The organism is Nocardia goodfellowii (genome assembly GCF_017875645.1).
In the GTDB taxonomy this organism is placed as follows: Bacteria; Actinomycetota; Actinomycetes; order Mycobacteriales; family Mycobacteriaceae; genus Nocardia; species Nocardia goodfellowii.
Genome location: NZ_JAGGMR010000001.1, coordinates 6,292,973 through 6,310,790 on the forward strand (window position 1 = coordinate 6,292,973; position 17,818 = coordinate 6,310,790).

15 protein-coding genes are annotated in these 17,818 nt (G+C 71.0%); all 15 read right to left on the minus strand.

From position 1 onward, the window contains the following. Positions 1 to 5: 5 nt before the first annotated feature. From BJ987_RS29105 to BJ987_RS29175, 15 genes are read right to left on the minus strand one after another with little or no spacing between them, the layout of a single operon-like run. Positions 6 to 3,725 (minus strand): phage tail protein, encoded by a 3,720-nt coding sequence (locus BJ987_RS29105; protein ID WP_209896151.1) that lies wholly within the window; start codon positions 3,723 to 3,725, stop codon positions 6 to 8. Next, positions 3,722 to 5,284, minus strand: coding sequence for a baseplate J/gp47 family protein (locus BJ987_RS29110; RefSeq protein WP_209896153.1), 1,563 nt, complete (start codon positions 5,282 to 5,284; stop codon positions 3,722 to 3,724). The genes BJ987_RS29105 and BJ987_RS29110 overlap by 4 nt, the downstream gene beginning before the upstream one ends. A gap of 12 nt (positions 5,285 to 5,296) precedes the next feature. Next, entirely contained in the window at positions 5,297 to 5,662 is a 366-nt protein-coding gene (locus BJ987_RS29115; RefSeq protein ID WP_209896155.1) for a GPW/gp25 family protein, read from the minus strand. Positions 5,663 to 5,678: 16 nt separating this feature from the next. Further along, positions 5,679 to 6,038 carry a hypothetical protein gene (locus BJ987_RS29120; protein ID WP_209896157.1) on the minus strand — a complete coding sequence of 120 codons (360 nt, stop codon included), beginning with the start codon at positions 6,036 to 6,038 and terminating at the stop codon, positions 5,679 to 5,681. Next, entirely contained in the window at positions 6,035 to 6,757 is a 723-nt protein-coding gene (locus BJ987_RS29125; protein ID WP_209896158.1) for a phage baseplate assembly protein V, read from the minus strand. The genes BJ987_RS29120 and BJ987_RS29125 overlap by 4 nt, the downstream gene beginning before the upstream one ends. Positions 6,758 to 6,766: 9 nt before the next feature. Further along, positions 6,767 to 7,906, minus strand: a complete 1,140-nt coding sequence (locus BJ987_RS29130) for a hypothetical protein (RefSeq protein ID WP_209896160.1) — start codon at positions 7,904 to 7,906, stop codon at positions 6,767 to 6,769. Beyond that, the gene (locus BJ987_RS29135) at positions 7,903 to 8,217 is read right to left on the minus strand and encodes a hypothetical protein (RefSeq protein ID WP_209896162.1); all 315 of its coding nucleotides are present in this window, start codon (positions 8,215 to 8,217) and stop codon (positions 7,903 to 7,905) included. Before BJ987_RS29135 ends, BJ987_RS29130 begins: the two co-directional genes overlap by 4 nt. Positions 8,218 to 8,227: 10 nt before the next feature. Beyond that, on the minus strand, positions 8,228 to 8,953 hold the full coding sequence (locus BJ987_RS29140; RefSeq protein ID WP_209896165.1) for a hypothetical protein: 726 nt from the start codon (positions 8,951 to 8,953) through the stop codon (positions 8,228 to 8,230). Between the two features lie 14 nt (positions 8,954 to 8,967). Next, positions 8,968 to 10,764, minus strand: coding sequence for a hypothetical protein (locus BJ987_RS29145; protein ID WP_209896167.1), 1,797 nt, complete (start codon positions 10,762 to 10,764; stop codon positions 8,968 to 8,970). Between the two features lie 3 nt (positions 10,765 to 10,767). Further along, positions 10,768 to 12,456, minus strand: a complete 1,689-nt coding sequence (locus BJ987_RS29150) for a hypothetical protein (RefSeq protein WP_209896169.1) — start codon at positions 12,454 to 12,456, stop codon at positions 10,768 to 10,770. A gap of 1 nt (position 12,457) precedes the next feature. Beyond that, on the minus strand, positions 12,458 to 14,206 hold the full coding sequence (locus tag BJ987_RS29155; RefSeq protein ID WP_209896171.1) for a hypothetical protein: 1,749 nt from the start codon (positions 14,204 to 14,206) through the stop codon (positions 12,458 to 12,460). Between the two features lie 19 nt (positions 14,207 to 14,225). After that, positions 14,226 to 14,396 carry a hypothetical protein gene (locus BJ987_RS29160; RefSeq protein WP_209896173.1) on the minus strand — a complete coding sequence of 57 codons (171 nt, stop codon included), beginning with the start codon at positions 14,394 to 14,396 and terminating at the stop codon, positions 14,226 to 14,228. Beyond that, the gene (locus tag BJ987_RS29165; RefSeq protein WP_209896176.1) at positions 14,393 to 15,211 is read right to left on the minus strand and encodes a T4 family baseplate hub assembly chaperone; all 819 of its coding nucleotides are present in this window, start codon (positions 15,209 to 15,211) and stop codon (positions 14,393 to 14,395) included. The genes BJ987_RS29160 and BJ987_RS29165 overlap by 4 nt, the downstream gene beginning before the upstream one ends. A gap of 11 nt (positions 15,212 to 15,222) precedes the next feature. After that, positions 15,223 to 15,699 (minus strand): phage tail protein, encoded by a 477-nt coding sequence (locus BJ987_RS29170; RefSeq protein WP_209896178.1) that lies wholly within the window; start codon positions 15,697 to 15,699, stop codon positions 15,223 to 15,225. A gap of 52 nt (positions 15,700 to 15,751) precedes the next feature. After that, positions 15,752 to 17,815 carry a phage tail sheath family protein gene (locus tag BJ987_RS29175; RefSeq protein WP_209896180.1) on the minus strand — a complete coding sequence of 688 codons (2,064 nt, stop codon included), beginning with the start codon at positions 17,813 to 17,815 and terminating at the stop codon, positions 15,752 to 15,754. Between the last annotated feature and the right edge of the window lie 3 nt (positions 17,816 to 17,818).

Sequence of the window (17,818 nt, forward strand, 5' to 3'; positions counted from 1 at the left end):
GGTGATCAGCGGTCAGGGATACCGGCGATGCGCACCTGCGCCGCCACGAATCCGGCCAGCAGCCGATCCAGGCGGCGGGCGTCCGCCGTGCCGACCGCGGTCCCGGTGTGGCCGGGGCCGACGTGGATGGTCACAGTGCTCGGCAGATAGCGTTCGCCGGGCGCGGGGGCGTCGCCGCGGGGGCGCTGCGGCGTGTAGGCCAGCAGGTCGCCGAAGGTTCCGGCGGCGGTGTTGCGGGCGGTGTCGTCGATGTTCACGGTTCGGGTGCCCGCGTAGCGCCGCACCGAGATCTCCGGTGCTGCAGCCCCGGTGGCCTGGTTCGCGAGTGCGGCCGGTGCGACATTGCGGTCGCTGCGGAACAGCAGGGTCGGCGGCGCCGCATCCGGCAGCACCGCCGGATCGGTATCGGAGGCGGGTCCGGTGGTGACCGCGACGGGCGCGGACACGATACCGGCGGCACTCACCTGCACCCGCCAGATACGTTCCCCGCCACCACGATCGGAGCGGAAGTACACCCGTATCGATCCGTCGGCCGCCGGGGCGAGAACGGGTTCGCGGTCCTGCGCGCCGACCGGAGTCAATGCGGTGACAGCCGACCACGTGGCGCCGCCGGCCGCCCGGCGGCGCAGGGTGAGCTGCCAGGTGCCACCGGTCGCGGTGCGGTGCCGGCGGGCGGCGGCCAGCAGCACCGTCGTTCCGGCCCGGGCCAAGTGCGGTTCACGTTCCCCCGCGGCGGAATCGGCGGCGAGTTCGAGTGCCGACCACGGCTCGGACAGGGCGACAACGCTGCCCGGCCCCACGTTCCTGGGCGACCAACGGCCGCCGCTCCCCCGGCCGAATGCCCCGTTGGCGGTGGCCACCCAGATCTCGTCGCCGGTGGCCACGATGGCGCGGCAATTCGGATCGGCGATCCCGGCCGCGCTGCCGTGCAGGATTCGCCGCCGCGCGTCCCGGATCTCCACGACACCCGCCCCGGTGGCCGCCCAGACGGTGCCGCCGTCAGCGGTGAGGTCGCGCACATCGGTGGCACCGGGCGCGAGGTCGGTGAGGTCGTCGGCGACGAGATCGCCGCCGCTGATCCGCAGCACTCCGGTGGCGGTGGCCACCCACACCGCGCGGTCGGGGGCGATCAGGATGCGCCGCACCTCCGGACGGTTCGCGGCCCGCAGCGTCGTCCAACGGTCCGCCCGGCGCACCGCGATCCCGGTCGGCGTTCCGGCCCACACGCTCCCGTCCAGGCCGACCGCGATGGCGCGAATATCGTCGGCGGGCAGGCCCTGTGCGGCGGTGAACGCGGTCCAGGCGCCCACCGGATCCCGACGGCTGACGCCGCCCGCGGTGGCCACCCAGATGCTCCCGTCCGGGCTGATCGCGACGCCGCGCAGCGTATCGGAGACCAACCCGCCCGCGGTGGTGGCCTTGGTGAAGGTGGTGACCGCTCCGGCGGTGTTCCGGGCGGCAAGCCCGGCCGTGGTGGCGAACCAGGTGGTCCCCTCGACATCGGTGACCGCGTCCCGAATATCGTTGGCGGGCAGACCCTGCGCGGTGGTCAGTGTCGAAATTCCTTCCGGCGTAACGATATTCAGCCCGGTACGTGTCGAGACAAGCATCCGCCCGGTCCAGCGGGCCGTGATCAACCGCCAGCTCCCGGCGTCGTGGTGACTCCAGCACAGCCGTACCGCGCCATCGCCTTCCACCAGGGCGGCACAGTCGGCGCTGTGCCCGGCCGGTGCGGGCACCACCCGGCGCGGCGGGCCCCAGTCGACGGCGGCGTCCCAGCTTCCCCGCCCGATCGCCTCGCGATTCCCGAGGCCCAGTGCCCAGGCTCCGGTGGAAGCGGCCAGGTCGACGCGCAGGGTGGCCTCGGGTCCGGCCGCGACCGTCTCCAGGACGAGTCCGTGCAGATCGACGGCTCGCAGGCCGGCCAGCTGGGCGTTCATGGCCGCCGCCACCTCGGCGGCGGTCGCCGCGGCGGGATTCGCGTAGTCCTGGGCGCGCACGGTGAAGCGCTGCGCCGCAACCGATCCGGTGAACGTCACGGTCGCGCCGGGGACCAGTCGGAACGGTGCGGGCAGTTCCGCGCGCAGTCGCGCCGGAATCGGCGGCTCGGGGACACCGATCCGGAAGTACGGCATCGAGTGGTCGGTCGCCGGATCCGAGATCCACGCGCACCACAGGCGTCCACCCGGCAGCGCCACCAGTGCCGGATCGGATTCGGGCCGGCTCGCGGTGCCGGTCTCGAAGCCGTCGCCGCCGATCGGCCGCGCGTCGTACCAGCGCTCGCTCCGGCGCGCGAGCACCCGGAGATGCGCTGCCGGCGCGTCGGCGGCGCAGGTGGTCGCGTAGGCGACCCAGTGCACCCCGGTGCCGTCGAGCGCGGTGGCCAGGCGTCCCCGCGGCGCGCCGTCCAGGGTGAACAGCGAGGCGGCGGCGGCCGAGACCGCCACCCGCGCTTCGGCCGTCGTGCGCACCGAGGCGATGCGGAGCTTGCCGCCGACGACGTTCGCGCTGACCCCGGGCACCCCGCGTGCGACGACCGCGGCCATCTCGGCGGCGGTAGCGGCGCCGATCCGGGCGAAATCGGCGGCGGACAATCGCAGCACCACCGGCGGAGCACCGTCGACGGCCACCCGCAGCCGCATCCCCTCGGCCAGTGCGTAGGGCCCGGCGGCCGCGGTGACCTGGGTACCGGTCGCGCCGGCCAGTCCGAGCGGCACGGCCGCGTCGGCGCTGCCGGTCCAGCTGCCGTCGGCGCGTTCGACAGCGGCGTGCGGATTGCGCTGCGGCGGGCTGTTGGTGTGTGCGAGTTGCTGCGCCGCTTCGCTGATACGCGCGGTCCAGCCGGTGTAGTGAGTGACCAGCTCGGCGATGCCCGCGATGGTGCCCGCCGTCCGGTAACGCTGTGGCGCGGCGGCGATCTCGCCCCGCAGCCGGGCGACCTCGCCGCGCACACCGGCGATATCGTCGCCGCCGGGTTCCCAGCCGATCCACTGCGCCAGCAGCGGAAGGTATTTCGCGTCGGTCCGCGCGGTGTCGCGCAGTCCGCGCAGGCCGTCCGCGCCGCCGCGCAGCGCCCCGACCGCCATCCCGAAGACATCGACCAGGCGCTGGAGCTGACCGCCCGCCGCACCGGCCTCCGGGAACCAGCCGGTCCCTTCGTCCACGGGCCGTGTGACGGTGTCGCCGCGGCGATACACCTCCGGAATCGCCTCGTACAGGGTGCGGTGGTAGTGGTACACGCCCCCGGGAGTCGCGCTGACCCGCAGGACTTCCGGTGGGGCCGCAGCGGATTCGAGCCGGTAGTAGCAGGTGCGGCCGGGTTCGAGGGGTGCCGCCGTCCCCGCGTCCAGCAGTTCGACCTCCTGGCGCACCAGACTGTGATCGGCGCGCGTGAAGGTATATATGGTGCGGCGCAGCACTTCCCGCATCCGCGCGCCGTCCGGCCGGGCGACGCTGATCGTTTCGGTGGTCCGGCGCAAGCCCTCGACCAGGTCCACCGCGCCGGGGAGCCGGCGCACCGCCACCTCGGCGCTCTCCGGCGGCGGAAACGCCGCGCTGTCGTACACCAGATACGGTGCGGCGGCGGCCGGGAAATCGAAGTCGCGCGCCTTCCGGTGCACCGAGACCCGGGCGAGCCCGCCGTTCGCATCGGGAACCACGGTCCACGACAGCAGGATTCGCCGCCCGATCAGATCGGCGGACGCGTCGAAGCCCACGGTGGTCATGGCCGTGCCTCCCGGATGTCCAGGGTGCCGAGCACCGGGATCTCGAATTCGCCCGCCTCGACGCGGCCCCCGGGCGCGATATCCGCGGACACGGCATCGCGCACGAAGACCGGCAATCCCTCGAGCGCAGGCAGGCCCGCCGCGGCCAGCGCCGCCTCGACATCGGGCGCGGGCCGATCGGCGCGACGGAACCGGTCGACGGTCGCACCGAGGACACCCGGCACCGATTCCACGACCGCGTACACCTCGCTGAGATAGATCGTCTGTCCGAAGTCCCGGTCCGCGAACGACAGCAGTCGCGCGACGGCCGAACCCACCGCGGCGGGCACCGTACTCGGCGCGGCGCGTTTGTCCACGACCACCGAGACGGTGATGTCGATCGGTGCCGGCCGCGCGCCGAACACCGAGACCAGCGTGGTCGCCGACCGCTTGTCCTCGAAGTAGGCGATCAGGTGATCGCGCAAGGAATCGGGCAGCGGGGTGAGCCGGTCACCGGCGGGCGCGACATACAGATCGACCCGGTTCCAGGAGCGACTGTGCACCCGCACCTTGGCGACAGCGCCCGCGCGCCGGGCGAGCGCCGCGTAGTCCGCCGCGGTGACCGCCCGCTGCATGGAGCGGAACAACTCCGGAGCCGTGCGAATCGCGCTCTGCACCGATTCCGCATCGCTGCCACCGGCCGCCGGATCCGGATTGGTCACCGTGGCCAGTGCCGTGATCGGCGCCACCGCCTCGGTGATCGCCCCGGCGGCGACATTGCCGCGCGCCCCGACGCACACCCGGTAGCCGGCGCGAATATTGTTCAGGGCGACCGGCGGCCGACGGGCGCCGAACACCACCTGCGGCGTTTCGGTCGCGTCGACCACGAGCCGATATTCCCGGGCCACCGAATCCGGTGTTCGCGCCGCTGCGGCCGTCCGCTCCCAGAGTACCCAGCCCGCGCCCTCGTTCACCTCGACCCGCACCGAGTCCAGGTCGATCTCGCGGTCCGGCAGCGCGACCATCTGGTCCGGCACGTCGCCGCCGGAGCCGATGACCACCGGCGCCACCACCCGGCCCTGGGTGACCGGCAACCGGTCGTAGTGCACCAGCGGCGCGAAGGGATCCGCGCGGACCTGGCTCGAGCGCAGATCGAGCGCCAGATCCGGCCCCAGGTAACGGAATTCGATCGCGCCCTCGGCCGCCACCTGGGCGCGGAAGCGAGTGCCGGTGGCCACCGTGACCCGGTCCGGGTCCGCGGGGGCGACCGGCGCCCGGAAACTCAGCCGCAGATCGGCGCGGGCGGGCGTGGACAGCGCGAATTCGTAGCCGATCAGCCGCAGCAGGTCCACCAGGCCGGCCCGCTCGGTCGCCGTGGACGGGAACAGCTCGCTGGCGATCCGATCCTGGTAGTAGGCGACGATATCGCCGCAGTAGGCGAACAGATCGATGAACACCATGATCAGATCGGACGGTGAGCGATCGGTCCACTCGGGCAGCCGCTGCGCGGCCAGGCGCAGCAGCGCGGCCCGCAGGGACGCGTAGTCCTTGTCGGTGTAGTCGATCGCGGGCGTGCCCATCGGATGCCTCACTCAGGCCAGAGGAATGATCGCCAGACCCGACGCCGGCGCGTCGGCATGGAGGTACCGCAGCGCCAGCTCGACCGTGTCCCCGTGTCGCCGGACCTGCGCGCTGGTGACGACAACCCTTGTCTCCCAGCAGATCACGGCTTCCTCGGCCTGGCGGCGGAGCAGGTCCGCGGTGACGTCGTCGTCGGGTTCGTGCGCCAGCGCGGCGACATTGGACCCGAATTCGCGCAGCATCGGACGTTCGCCCAGCCGGGTGCCGAGCAGCAGCATCAGATCCTCGCGGATCTTCTCGGTGCCCGTGCTCCAGGCCGCCGACCCGGTGCCCGGGTCGATACGGAACGGGATGGACGGGCCTCTCGGTTCGGTCATGATCGCTCCTCGATGATCAATCCAGCGGGCACGGCGGTAGTGCCGGTGGTCGCGGCAGTGCGGGCAGGTCCGGTAGCGCGGGCAATCCGGGCACGGCGGGCAGTGGAACGGCCACCGACGGCAACGGCGGCAATGCGATTCCGGGCAGGTCGGGCAGTTCCAGATCCGGCAGGGCGGGCAGGTCCGGCGGGGTGGGCAGGCCGGGCACGGCGGGCACCGGTACGGCCACCGCCGGCAACGGCGGCAACGCGATTCCCGGTAGCTCCGGCAGCCTCGGCACCGGGACATCGGGGAGATCCGGCGGCACGGGCAGGCCGGGCATCGCCGGAATCGGCACCGAGATCGCCGGGAAGGGCGCGAACGCGCACTTGCTCATTTCACGACCACCGAACTGCTCAGGTGCACACCGGGGACCAGCTTGGGCAGCACCGCCAGCTGCGGCGACGGCCCGCCCGGCGGGTGGACATGGCTGACCAGCAGCGTCCACAGCGCCTCCATGCCGCTGCCGAGCACGGCGGTATCGGTGGCGCCCGCGCCCAGGGCCACCGTGGTCGCCTCCAGCACGACCTTCGCCGCCCGGATGTGCACCGTGTCGCCGGTGACGTTCACGACCGCGCCCTCGGCGTTGATCACGCCGATTCCCTTGTCCCCCATCGCGAGAAAGTTGCCGTGCCCCTCGGCCAGCGTCGCCGATTCGCCGGCCGCGTCCAGGTGCAGATACGACCCCGCCGGACTCGACAGCAGCACGCCGCCCTTCTCGTCGATCGAGATCAGTCCGTCACCGGTGTGCTTGATCAGCACGGTGTCGGCCGAAACCTTCGCCTGCGCATCGGGATTCAGCACGACCGCGGTCCACAGCGGCGATTCGGGATCGCCGGCTTCGAATTCCACGAAGACGCCCGCACCCACCGGCGGCGCCATGTATGTGCCGTACGGCAGGCACGCTTCCGCGCTCACCCGGACCCCGGTCCCGAACACATCGGGCACCTCGACCTCCAGCATCCCCCGCTGTTCGGCATCGGCATTCGCCAGTACGGTGGCGCGGTACTTGCCGTAGTAGCGTCCGACGTGGCGGCTGCTCTCCTCGATCAGCATCGCGATCTCCTATCTCGTGGCCAGGAATTCGGTGGAGTAATTCGGCCCGCTGCCGCCGCGCCGGTAGTGGTGGCCGACGCGCCGCACATACCAGTCACCGACCGCCCAGGGGGCTACGCCGGCGATACGCACCCGGGATTTCGCGCGCAGCGCCACGGTGCCCAGGGCGATGCCGCGCCCGTGCAGCCCGAGTCCGGCGGTCGGATCCTGGGCCGGCCGGTAGGCGAGTTCGGCTGCGGTGCGGGCGGATTCGCCGCTGATCCGCTCGACCGGCCCGGCCAGCCGGGCGGTCGCGGTCGCCGCCACCTCGGTCAGCGCCTCGAGCGCGGCGCCGCGGCGCGCGCCCAGCTCCGCCGCGCGGTCGGTATCGGGTGCGGGCAGCGGCGCGGCGGTGGCGACGGCCGGGGCGGGCGCCGTGCGCGCCGTGCCGGTCGCCGGATCGATCGTGGCGGCGGCGCGGACCGGCGCCGCCAGCGCGGAGCTGCGCTCATAGCAGAATTCGAGCAGCGTGCCGCCACCGCGCGCGTAGGTCAGCTCACCGACCGGCTCGGCCGCGACGATCTTCGTCAGCGGCGTGAAATAGAAGTTGGAGGTGTCGACGCCGTCGAATTCGCAGAAGGCCAGGCAGCCCTGCCGCCGGGCCTGATCCAGGACGAATTCCCATTCGTTGACATTGGCCGGCCGGCTCGGCCGGCGGGTGTCGAGCATGATGTCGGCGCTCGGCTCGATCTGGAAGGGCCGCAGGTCATTGGCCGGCCGGCCGACGACGCGGGTCAGCACCGAACTCAGGGTCTCCCCCGCTCGCCATTCGGCCGGATCATAGGGGCGGGCGGCCAGCCGATAGGTGAAGTCGAGCGCGGTGAGTTCGACCAGCTGCCGCCGCGGCGCCGCGAGCATCCGCGCCGCCATCACGACACCTTCGAAAATGTAGGTGGGCGTCGCCGATGCACCGAATCCGACGCGCACCTCGAGGCCCTCGAAGGAGGCGTCGGCGAGTACCCCGGTGCTGTCGTCGAAGCGGATGACCGCCTGGTCGGTGATCCGGTCGTCGTCCTCGACGGTCACCGCGGCGAGCGGGGCGCTGACATCGCGCCAGTCGGTCCCGTCGGCGCTGACCAGCACCGTCGCCGTCACCGCGCTACCGCTCACCGGAACACTCGCGTCCGGTCGGTCCGGTCGGGCAGCTCACCCACCGGGATGTCGAGAATGTCACCCGCGCGCAGATCCAGCGGGAACCGCACCGGGTTGCGATCGGCCACCGCCCACCACGCCGCGCTGTTGCGCAGATAGCGCCAGGCCAGATACTCCAGGTCCTCGACGCCGCCGAGCCGATGCCGGTAGCCGGCGGTGTCCACCGCCGGGGTTCGGCGGATGGGCAGGGTGGCGTGTACCGCGCCGTCGGCGCCGGTGGCCTGGTAGGCGCCCAGTTGCCGGTAGCGGGAATTGATCGAGACGGCCATGACTGTCCTTTCACAGATCGAACACGTCCTGCGCCAGCCCGAAACCGGGAATCTGTTGCAGGAAGTCGTCTTTGTCGAGGCGGCCGCCGCCGAGTGCGCGCACGGCGTTGATGTTGCGGGTGATCGTGTCGACGACGGTCGACAGCGAACGCGGCTGTTCGGACAGGGTCAGGCTGATCTCCGCGCGGGCGGCGGTGAGGTCCGGCGCGAATCTGGTGATCTTGATGTTCAGATCGGTCATCACACACTCCAGGGCGATATCGCCGAGCTTGAGCTGACAGGTGGGCGGAAATTTCCACGCCGGTTTGCGAAACAGCTGCGGCAATTCGACCGACGGATTCATGAAGGACCGCAGTACCGCAAGATCCAATTCGATATCGCGCGGTTTCGCCGGACCGCGCACCGCGACATCGGCCTCGTCGGGTTTGCCATTGGTGTCGATCGCGAATTCCAGAGCGAAGGTCCGCGCCTTTCCCGCCTTCGCGACCTGCGCCTGGGTGGCGGTGAGCAGGGTGCCCAATTCCAGCAGGTCGTCGTAGGCGCCGCCGGCCATGGCGAGTTGCTTGGCGCCACCGGTCTTGCCGACCCCGGCCGCCTTGGATTTGTCGAAAGCCCAGTCGCCCCGATCCTGGGACTCCTCGTAGGTGAAAGACCGCTTCTCCGAGAGGATTTCGGGGTGGTATTGGAATTTGAAGATGAGCGGCGGCAGGTTGAGTGCGTTCGCCAGATAACCCATGCGCATGACTCCTCCTAGCCGACCTGCGGTACATAGGGCCGGGGCTGGAACAGGGTGCCCCGGATGGCGTCGAAACGGTCCCGCCCGGCGATCCGGTCGCGGATGTCCGCTCCCGGTCCCGCGGGCTCCTCGGGCCGCCAGAACGATTGCGGTGGCGGCTCTTCCGGTGCGGCGGCGGGCGCGATATCGATGACGACCTCGTCGATCCGGATCACCGCGGCGGGCGCGCCGAGTTGCGGCTGTTTCGCGAAGTCCGGCCCGGCCCGCGGTGTGGCGAAGTAGGTCCCGGCCTGGTCGAGCAGCCGCCCGAGCCCGCTATCGACCAGCCATCTGCCGTAGGCCTCGGCGATGGGCGCGAAATCGGTCGGAGCCGCGGGCAGCGGCGGCAGCAGCTCCGCGGCGGTCCTGTCCGCTTGGGCACCGAGCTTGGGCAGCCGGTCGGCCAGGGTGCGATCCGAGCGTTCGACCTCCTCGAGCGCCGCCTTGTCCAGGCTCTCGGAGAAGGAGGTAAGTCCTTCGCGCAGTGCGGCGGTCGGCTTGCTCACCAGATCGGCTCCGGCGTCGCCGATCTTCTTGGCCGCGGCCTTGGCCTCGGTTCCGGCGGTCGCCATGATCTCGGCCAGATCCGGTGGCACCGGCGGCAGCGTCAGCGGGAGACGTCCGGCATCGCCGGTGCCTTTCGTTCCGGGCGACGGTGTGGTCGCGCCGTCGGCTTTGCCCTTCGCCGCCAGGAGCGGAACCAGATCCACCACCTTCGACAGCAGCCCGAACACCCGCAACGCCCCGATCTCGCGCAGGATCTTGTCCACCGCCGGAACCAGCCAGTTCAGCAACGCGTTCGCGGTCTTGACGACGGCGGCGCCGACCACGCCCACCAATCGCAGTGCACCGTCCAGCACTCCGCCGATCGCGGTGAACACCGCACCGAGCGCCTCGGTGAGCGTCGCGGACAGGGTGCGCACCGCGAGCGCGGCCACCCGCACGATCATCGCCAGTGTCTCCAGCGCGAGCACCACGACGGCGCCGCGCAGCACCAGCACATTGCGGACCGCGAAGCGCAGCATGTCGACAATGGCGTTGCGCAACCGCGGCAGCCGGTCCAGCAACCACGACAGCGCCGCGATCGCGGTCGGCACCACGGTGAGCAGACCACCGGCCAGCCGGGTCGCGGCGTCGAAGGCGACCGTCAGGGAATCCGCGAGACCGCGCCAGCGTTCGGCGTCCGACGGGGCGGGCCCGGGCGCGGCGCCGGCGGCGGTGGGGCGCGCGAATTCGCCGTGGGCGGCCCGCAGTAGCGCGGTGACCACCTCGAATCTGCCGCGCACCGACTTCAGCGTGGCCACCAGGTCGATCGGGGCTTCCGTCGCCGCGGGCGGCACCGCCGCGGGCGCCATCGGCGCGGAAATCGCCGGTGCCGCGGAGCGACCCAGACCGAGCCGGGCGATGATGCGCTCGACGCGCTCGACGATCCGGTCGATGGTCTGCAGCGATCGGGCCAGCCACCACGATCCGGCCGTACCGCCCACCACACCGCCGAACAGATTTCCGACGAAACTGCCCACGCCGCCCAGCAATCCGGCGAGTGCGTCACCGAAACCGCGCCCCGGTTCCAGATCCGAGAGATTGACGACGTACACCCGCAGCGCCCCCTCGTGCAACGGCGGAGCGCCGAATCCGCCTGTGCCGGAACCGAATGCCGTCATGGCCGAGAGGCTGTAGCGGGTGGTGGTCCGCTCGATGTCCTCCAGCGCGCGGCGCGCGTAGCGGGTCTGGGTGAGCAGCAGGCCCAGGGCGGTGATCACGTCGTCCATGACTCACCTCCCGATCTGCGCGCGATAGGACGAACGCACGGTGGCGGCGAATTCGGTGGCGACGGCGTCGAGCACGTCGTCGGTCACCGGGCCGCCCACTCGCACCAGCACCCGCGGCACCGCCACCCGGGGCAGTGGACGACGGGCCAGCACATGCGGCGAGGTGGGCGTGGGGCGTCCGGGGCCGGGCCCGGCCGGCTCCGGTTCGACGAGATAGCGCGCGTGCCAGCGCTGTGCGGTGTGCCGCGCGTAGCCGTCCAGGGCGGCCGCGAGCGTCGCCACTCCTCCGGCGACGAGCCAGGATTCCAGGGCGAGGGCGAGCGGATCGCGCTGTGCCGGTTCGGGTTCCAGCGGTAGAACGGTGTCGGTGAGGTCGCCGTAGTCCAGTGCCAGGCGCGCGTCCAGCCGGGTGTTCGTGGCCGCCAGGCGCCCGAAGTCACCCGCGGTCGCCGCCAGCCGGTCCGCGATTCCGGTGAACCCGGTGGTCAATGCCGCTCGCACGTCGGTGCTGGTCGTCGCCAGTACCGAGGCGACGTCCCGACGGACCTCGGCGCCGAACAGCGTCCCGTCCCAGGCCGGTGTCGTCAGATGGAATTCCAGCGCGGCTTCCGGCTCCACCGCGGGCGCGTCGAACGGTCCCGGAGGCAGCCAGCGGTCGAGTCCGATCAGCTCGAGCAGTCCGGCCACGAAACGCACCCAGGCGACCAGCACATGCAGGAAGTGCGCCAGCTGGGCGACGAAATCCCGGACCGCCGCGCCGAGCGCCGTCCCGAAGCCGACGGCGAACCGCGCCAGCCCGTGCGCCATTCCGCCGGCCAAGCTCTCGACCCCGCGGAACAGCCGCAGCATCCACGATCCGATGGACCGCAGCCCGGCGAACAGCGCGCGATAGGTCCCCGCGAGCGTCCGGTGAACATAGCGCTCGGCCAGCTCGAGCAGGTCCAGGACGAGCAGCTGGGCACGAATATCGAGGGCCGCCAACAGGATCGACGCGAGCCGTGGCAGCGCGACGACCAGCAGACCGGCCGCCAGCACGATCTCATCCGCTTCGTCGCCGAGGGGCGCGGCACCGGCGGACCCCGCCCCGGCTCCGGATACTGTGCCGGCTCCGGCAATGGAGCCGGCTGCGGCGGCGAGCGAGAGTGTCTGTGGCGCAGGGGGTTCGGCTGATGCGATCGCGACAGCGCGCACTACGGCGGCGGCCAGCAGATCGAGGTCGCCACCGGGCACACCGGCCCGCAGCAGACCTCCGTAGAGCGCGGCGGTCACCCCGACGAGGTCGAGCACGGTGCGCGCGCCGGGATCGAAATCCGCCGGCCTCGGCCGGTCGTAGCGGGTGATCGAGGCGTCGATCGCGGCCAGCAGTTCGTCCGCCGCCGCCACTAGAACGGGCACTCCCTGCGCCGCGCTCCACCAACGGGCCCATCCGGTCTCGACCTGCGCGCCGAAGGCGACGAACCCGCCGAACGACGCCGGATCGGGCTCGGCCGCCACCGGGACCACCAGCACAGCCGGCGCGGCCCCTTCGAAGGCCAGGACCGGTAGCTCACGCGAACCGAGGTCGGCGGCGCGCACCGTAGTCCCTCGTCGCGCGACCGCGGCGACCAGACCCCGTGCGGCCGCGGCCGCCAGGCGGTCCTGGCGAATCAAGGCGGCGAATCGAATCGCGAGGGCGGCGAAGTCGAGTGGCATCTCACTGCCCTCCGGCCGGGACGGACACCGCGTAGGACTGCGCACCCAGGCGCCGCGTCAGTTCCTCGCGTAGCGATCGCGCGTCGGCGGGCGCGTACCCGGGTGCGCGCACCCGCAGGGTGCCGATCTCCGGACGCACCGGTATCGATGCCTCGGGGCGCAGCACCGGCAGCACTCGCTCGGCGGCCCGCGGCGATTCGGCCTTGCCGTACACGAATCGAGCTATCCGCTCCGCCGCGGCCGACAACTGCGGTGCGTACCGGTTCCACAGTCCCGGAGTCAAGTACGTGCCGATCAACGGCGTCAGTGCGGCGATGAGCTCGGTCATCCGCACCCGGTCGGCCGCAAGCCGCTCGCGCAATCCCGCGCGCTGCGACGCGAAGACGCTGGGGCGGTCCGCCATGCTCGCGAGCGCGAGCGCGCCGCGTACCTGCCACACCAGCGTGGGCCTGATCGAGCCGCGTGGCACGACGGCGCCCGCCTGGGTCAAGGCTTCCATCGTCAACGGCGGCCGGGCCGGTAGCGGAGTTCGCTCGAGAATCTTGCCCACCTCGGGGAAATCCAGCGGCGGCAACAGCAATTCGCGCCAGGTCGGATGGACCGGCGGCGGCTCCCCGGCCTTGTCGGCCATGGCCGCGGCCAACGCGGTGATCATCCGGACGGTCGGGTTCGAACGGAACGAATCGACCAGGTAGGTGACGACCTGTTCCAGGTAATCGCCGATCAGGCCGGGCAGCCGTCCGGCCTGCCGTTCCATCGTGTCCATCGCCAGCTCGATGCCCTGCCCGGCGACATCCATCAGGACGACGATCAACTCCTGGACGGGGGTCGCGAGATCGCCCAGCCCCCGGCCCGGCGACCGATCGCCGGTGCGGAACCGGGTCAGCTCCCGGCCCGCGGAGTCGACGATGGCGGCCAGCGCGGCCGCGGTCGTGGCCAGCGCGGCCCGGACCGCCGCGATGCTGCGGGCCACCGGGACGAGCTGTGGCACCACCCGGGTCACGACGAAGGCGATCGCGCCCAGCAGCTGAGCAGCCACGGCGCCCATCCGATCGCCGAAGCGCAGCAGGGCCGCCAGCAGCGGATTGCGTACGGCCGCACGCGGTCCGGTCAGCAGCCGCAGCAGGGCCGTGGCCGCGGCCATGGTGGCGGCCACCGCGGCCGCCGTCGCGAGTACGGCGTCGATCTGCTCGCGCAGCAACAGGAAGGCTCCCAGCGCCCCCGCCGCCCCGAGCGCGGCCGTCGCGCCGAACGCGGTCACCCCGATCGTGGCCAGCGCACCGAGCTCGGTCACCCCCAGCGGCGACAACACGATTGCGGCGGCAAAGGCCAGGGCCAGGGCCAGCAGTTGCAGCACCCCGAACAGCACGGTGACGATTCCGAGCCGGCCGGTGCGGAACAGGAGCTTCCAGCCCTCGATCTGCCCGCCGGGGCTGAGCAGCAGACCGCCGAGCATGCCCGCCAACGCCGATACCGGGTTCACCACCGCGGCCGCACCGTCGGTCGGCGCACCCGTCGTGCTCAGCAGGCGCGCGTCGAGTTCGCCGCGATTGATGAGCACGACCCGGACCTGACCCCGGGTGTGCGGCACCGAACGCCCGAACCAGGCGGACAGGAACGCCCCGCGCCCCCGCTGGATCAGCACCGCCTCGGCGCGCAGCGTATCGGCCCACGACAGCAGGGCTTTCGCCGCCGCCAGGGGCACCGACAGGCGTGCCGACGGGGTGTCCAGCAGCAGTGCGATCGGCACCGTCGTCACCTCCTTCGACTCAGCGGCTCTGCGCGGCCTCGATGTGGGCGTTCTCCTGATCGATCTGCTCGACCAGCAGTCGTACGAAGTCATGGCGTTCCCCGACTGCCATGTCCATCAGGTCCGGATAGGACCAGTGCAGGTGGTAGGCAAGGAAGAACACCTCCCGGCGCAGTTGCTCCGCACTCACTCCGGAGCTAAAAAATTCGTCATGTCCAAGCTCGCCCGGATCTCGTGACCACAGGCCGGGCAATCCAATTCGCGCACCAGGTCGATGCCGGGTGCGGCCTCGTTGAATGCCTTGTCGATCAGCCGCCGATCACCCAGGGTGAGATCGGCGAAGATCTTGGTGCCCAGCGCCTCCATCCGATGCGCCGGCATCTCACCCAGCCCGCGCAGGCAGCGGGCCAGCAGCGCGTTCTTCCCGAGCGAGGCGTTCTTGCGCATCTGCGGCGCGGCCGCGGACTCGTCGTCGCCGCGCGCCAGCCGCAGCGTCATCGTGGTGTGCGCCGTCCCGTCCTGGTCGAGGTAGCCGTCGCGCAGCTCGACCTGGATGTCCTCGGGTAGTTCGCCCTCGGCCAGCATCCGGGTGGGCAGATCGTCGAGGTGCTCGGTCGTCTCGAATCGCTCACCGCAGGCCGGGCAGGTATAGGCCGCCGCCAGTTCGTCGCCGAAGGTCAACGACCGCAAGGCGATCAGCAGATAGTTGCGGTCCACCGAGTAGAGCGCGTCGACATCGCGGCGACCGAAGTTCGGCAGGTCGCCCAGGCGCACGATGCAGCTGGCCAGGAGCGCGGTGACCAGCCGGCCGCCGTTGCGCTGATTGGCCGGATCGGCCAGCAGCGCCTCGTCGCGCCCGGTCATCTTGCGCAGGGTGATGCTCCGATGCACCTGACCGTGTTCGTCGCAGAAGCCGACGGGCAGGCGTAGCTCCACCTCCCGTCCGCCGCGCAGCGGGCGGGGCGGTTCCGCGGTCACCACCGGTGGGGTATCCATCATCGTCATCGCGACTCTCCTCAGTTCTTCGGACTCCACTCGAGACCTTCGTGCTCGAGCACAATGGTTTGCAGCATCAAATTGGTCGATCCCGCCTCGAGATCACTGAATTTCGACGACTTGACCCAGGCGAGCCGGAACAGGAAGCGGCCCACCTCCTCGCCGTTGTGGTTCTTGATGATCGCGCCGTTGCGGCGCTTGCCCGACCCGCCCTGGCGCAGGGCGTCCAGGTCGAAGGTGTCGCGAAACCACTGCCGGAATTTCGCGTCGTCGTCGCTGCCGTCGACGCGCCGCTCGATGGTCAGCGGCTCGAATTTCACCTTCGCCGCCGACAATCGATACACGTGCCCGGTCCGCCCGTCGGGCTGCTCGGTGGTCTCCACCTCGCCCTCGCTCAGTCCGGACACCTTGCTCAATCGCGGGCTCCACGTGCCGTCGACCTCCATATAGAACTCGCCGGCCCGGTAGCCCTCCCAGAAATCGCCGACCTGTGGCATCGAAACTCCTTGGTTACGTTACGAATACGGTTCTGTGCGAGACATTCGCGCGCTAGCCCTCCGCTACGGTGGCGCCGCTGGCCTGCTGGCCGACCCGGACCACGATGGTCTCGGCGGGACGCGAGGGATAGAAGTACACCTCCGCCGTCAGCAGCCCCTGCTCCACCTGATCGGGTGGGTTGTTGGTGGCGTCGACGATGACGGTGAAGGTCTGCGCCGCGGTTCCGGTGCCGAAGGCGCCCTGTCGCCACAGCCCGAGCAGAAACGGGGTGATGGTCGTGTATTTCACCGAGGTCCACAGCGCGTCACGATTGGGTTCCTGTCGCGCCCACCGCAGTCCGTCGCGCAGACTGGATTTCACGTAGTTGAACAGCAGCCGCACGTTCACATACCGCCAGCGCGGATCACCACTGGTGGTGCGGGAGGCATCGATCACGATCCCGGCGCGCGGCACCATCCGGATACCGTTGACCGAGCCGTTCACCACCAGGTTCGTGTGATCGGCTGCCGATAATCGAGTTTCGACGTCGAGTGCGCCGCGCAGGCTCGCCTCGTCACCCGCGGGCGCCTTCCAGATCCCGCGGGTGGTCTCGGTACGCGCGTACACGCCCATGACGTGGCCCGTGGGCGGGACGGTGAGCAGCGGATTGTCGCCGACCCCGGCCGGATCCGGCACCACGATCCACGGACCGTACAGTGCCGCATACCCTTTCGCCGAGGACAGCTTCTGGCCGTAGCCGACGGCCGCGTCCACGTCGAGCCCGCCGGGGACCGCGCCGACGAACATGACATCGCCGCGCTTCTCGCAGTAGCCGATGGCCTGGCGGGCCACCGAGTATTCGGTGCGTTCACAGCACAGCAGCTGGATGTCGATCGGGTCGAACGCGGTGAGCCCGGCTATGAAGTGGGTCGCCGTGGGCGTCGCGTCGGCGCCGCCGGACAGCGGCGTCCACTCGGTCTCGATCGGCCGTTTGGCCGCGCCGGGCTGCGCGGCGACCCGCACATACCGGGACCCGGACACCTGGTTGTTGATCACGCGCGCCACATGATTGCCGAGGCTGTCCTGCATGGACAGCCCTCGATAGGTTTCCACCACGTGCTCCGCGTCGCCCTTGTCCCTGGCGATCAGCAGATCGAAGACCGAGGTACCCACAACGACTTTGCGGACATCGTTGAAGGCGGCGGCATTGGCCAGATCGGGGCTCCAGGTCAGCTCGCCGGTCGCCGGATCCACGGAAGTGACTCGGGCGCTGCCGTTGTTCGTGCCGTCGGCGATATCAATCAGGTCGCCGACCGAGAATCCGGCGGGGTCGGCCAAGGTCGTCGTGTTCTTGCTGAATGCCGCGACCTGTCCGAGCTGCGGGTTCGCCGCCGGAGTGGCGAAACCCAGTGGAGCGTTCGCGGCGACAACCTTCATGCTGGTGAATCCGGACCCCTTCGCCGCCCGTTCGCCCGTGGAGGTCAGCACCAGTTTCGTGCCCTCCAGGGTCACCTCGAGGTCATTGGTCTTGCCGTTGACGACGCTCGCCAGCCCGGCCGCCGTCACCTGGGCCGGATTATCGAAATCGCCCAGCTGGAACGGTATTTCGACCAACGCGCCGTCGACCTCGAGTCTCAGCGGCGGCGCGGTCGACATATCGATGGGCTCGGTCAGCGTAGTGCCGGTGAGCTTGGCCGGCGCGGTCTCCCGGACCCGGCTGGTCCGGGACGAACCGTAGGCGACCCGCGCGAACAACCGCCGGGCCCAGCTGCCCGGATCCGGCTGGCCACGAAAACCACCTTCGACCGTCAGCACCACCGGATCGTTGGCGGCACTTCCGGACTTGATCGCCAGTTTCGCCGGCGTCGTCCCAACCGAGTCGACGATGCGAGCGACGTAGGCGGTCTGACCGCCGTTGTCGAAGAATCCCTTCACCAGATAGGCGCCCATGCTGCCGGTCCGGTAGCCGCCGAACCGCTCGACGAATTGCGCGAAGCTGGTCACCCGGGTGGGCTGCCCCGGTACGCCGCGGTCGGTGGTCACGCACAAACCCGCGACCGACACCGCCGCCCCGGTCACCGACGGCGCGGTCGCGCCATCCACCTCGACGACATTCACCCCGATATCGAAACCCATTGT

What these genes read in the sequence shown, in the direction of transcription:
- BJ987_RS29125 (WP_209896158.1), bottom strand. Translation starts at nt 6,757, where the DNA reads ATGCTGATCGAGGAGAGCAGCCGCCACGTCGGACGCTACTACGGCAAG.
- BJ987_RS29165 (WP_209896176.1), bottom strand. Translation starts at nt 15,211, where the DNA reads ATGACGATGATGGATACCCCACCGGTGGTGACCGCGGAACCGCCCCGC.
- BJ987_RS29145 (WP_209896167.1), bottom strand. Translation starts at nt 10,764, where the DNA reads ATGGACGACGTGATCACCGCCCTGGGCCTGCTGCTCACCCAGACCCGC.
- BJ987_RS29135 (WP_209896162.1), bottom strand. Translation starts at nt 8,217, where the DNA reads ATGGCCGTCTCGATCAATTCCCGCTACCGGCAACTGGGCGCCTACCAG.
- BJ987_RS29115 (WP_209896155.1), bottom strand. Translation starts at nt 5,662, where the DNA reads ATGACCGAACCGAGAGGCCCGTCCATCCCGTTCCGTATCGACCCGGGC.
- BJ987_RS29105 (WP_209896151.1), bottom strand. Translation starts at nt 3,725, where the DNA reads ATGACCACCGTGGGCTTCGACGCGTCCGCCGATCTGATCGGGCGGCGA.
- BJ987_RS29150 (WP_209896169.1), bottom strand. Translation starts at nt 12,456, where the DNA reads ATGCCACTCGACTTCGCCGCCCTCGCGATTCGATTCGCCGCCTTGATT.
- BJ987_RS29170 (WP_209896178.1), bottom strand. Translation starts at nt 15,699, where the DNA reads ATGCCACAGGTCGGCGATTTCTGGGAGGGCTACCGGGCCGGCGAGTTC.
- BJ987_RS29175 (WP_209896180.1), bottom strand. Translation starts at nt 17,815, where the DNA reads ATGGGTTTCGATATCGGGGTGAATGTCGTCGAGGTGGATGGCGCGACC.
- BJ987_RS29120 (WP_209896157.1), bottom strand. Translation starts at nt 6,038, where the DNA reads ATGAGCAAGTGCGCGTTCGCGCCCTTCCCGGCGATCTCGGTGCCGATT.
- BJ987_RS29140 (WP_209896165.1), bottom strand. Translation starts at nt 8,953, where the DNA reads ATGGGTTATCTGGCGAACGCACTCAACCTGCCGCCGCTCATCTTCAAA.
- BJ987_RS29110 (WP_209896153.1), bottom strand. Translation starts at nt 5,284, where the DNA reads ATGGGCACGCCCGCGATCGACTACACCGACAAGGACTACGCGTCCCTG.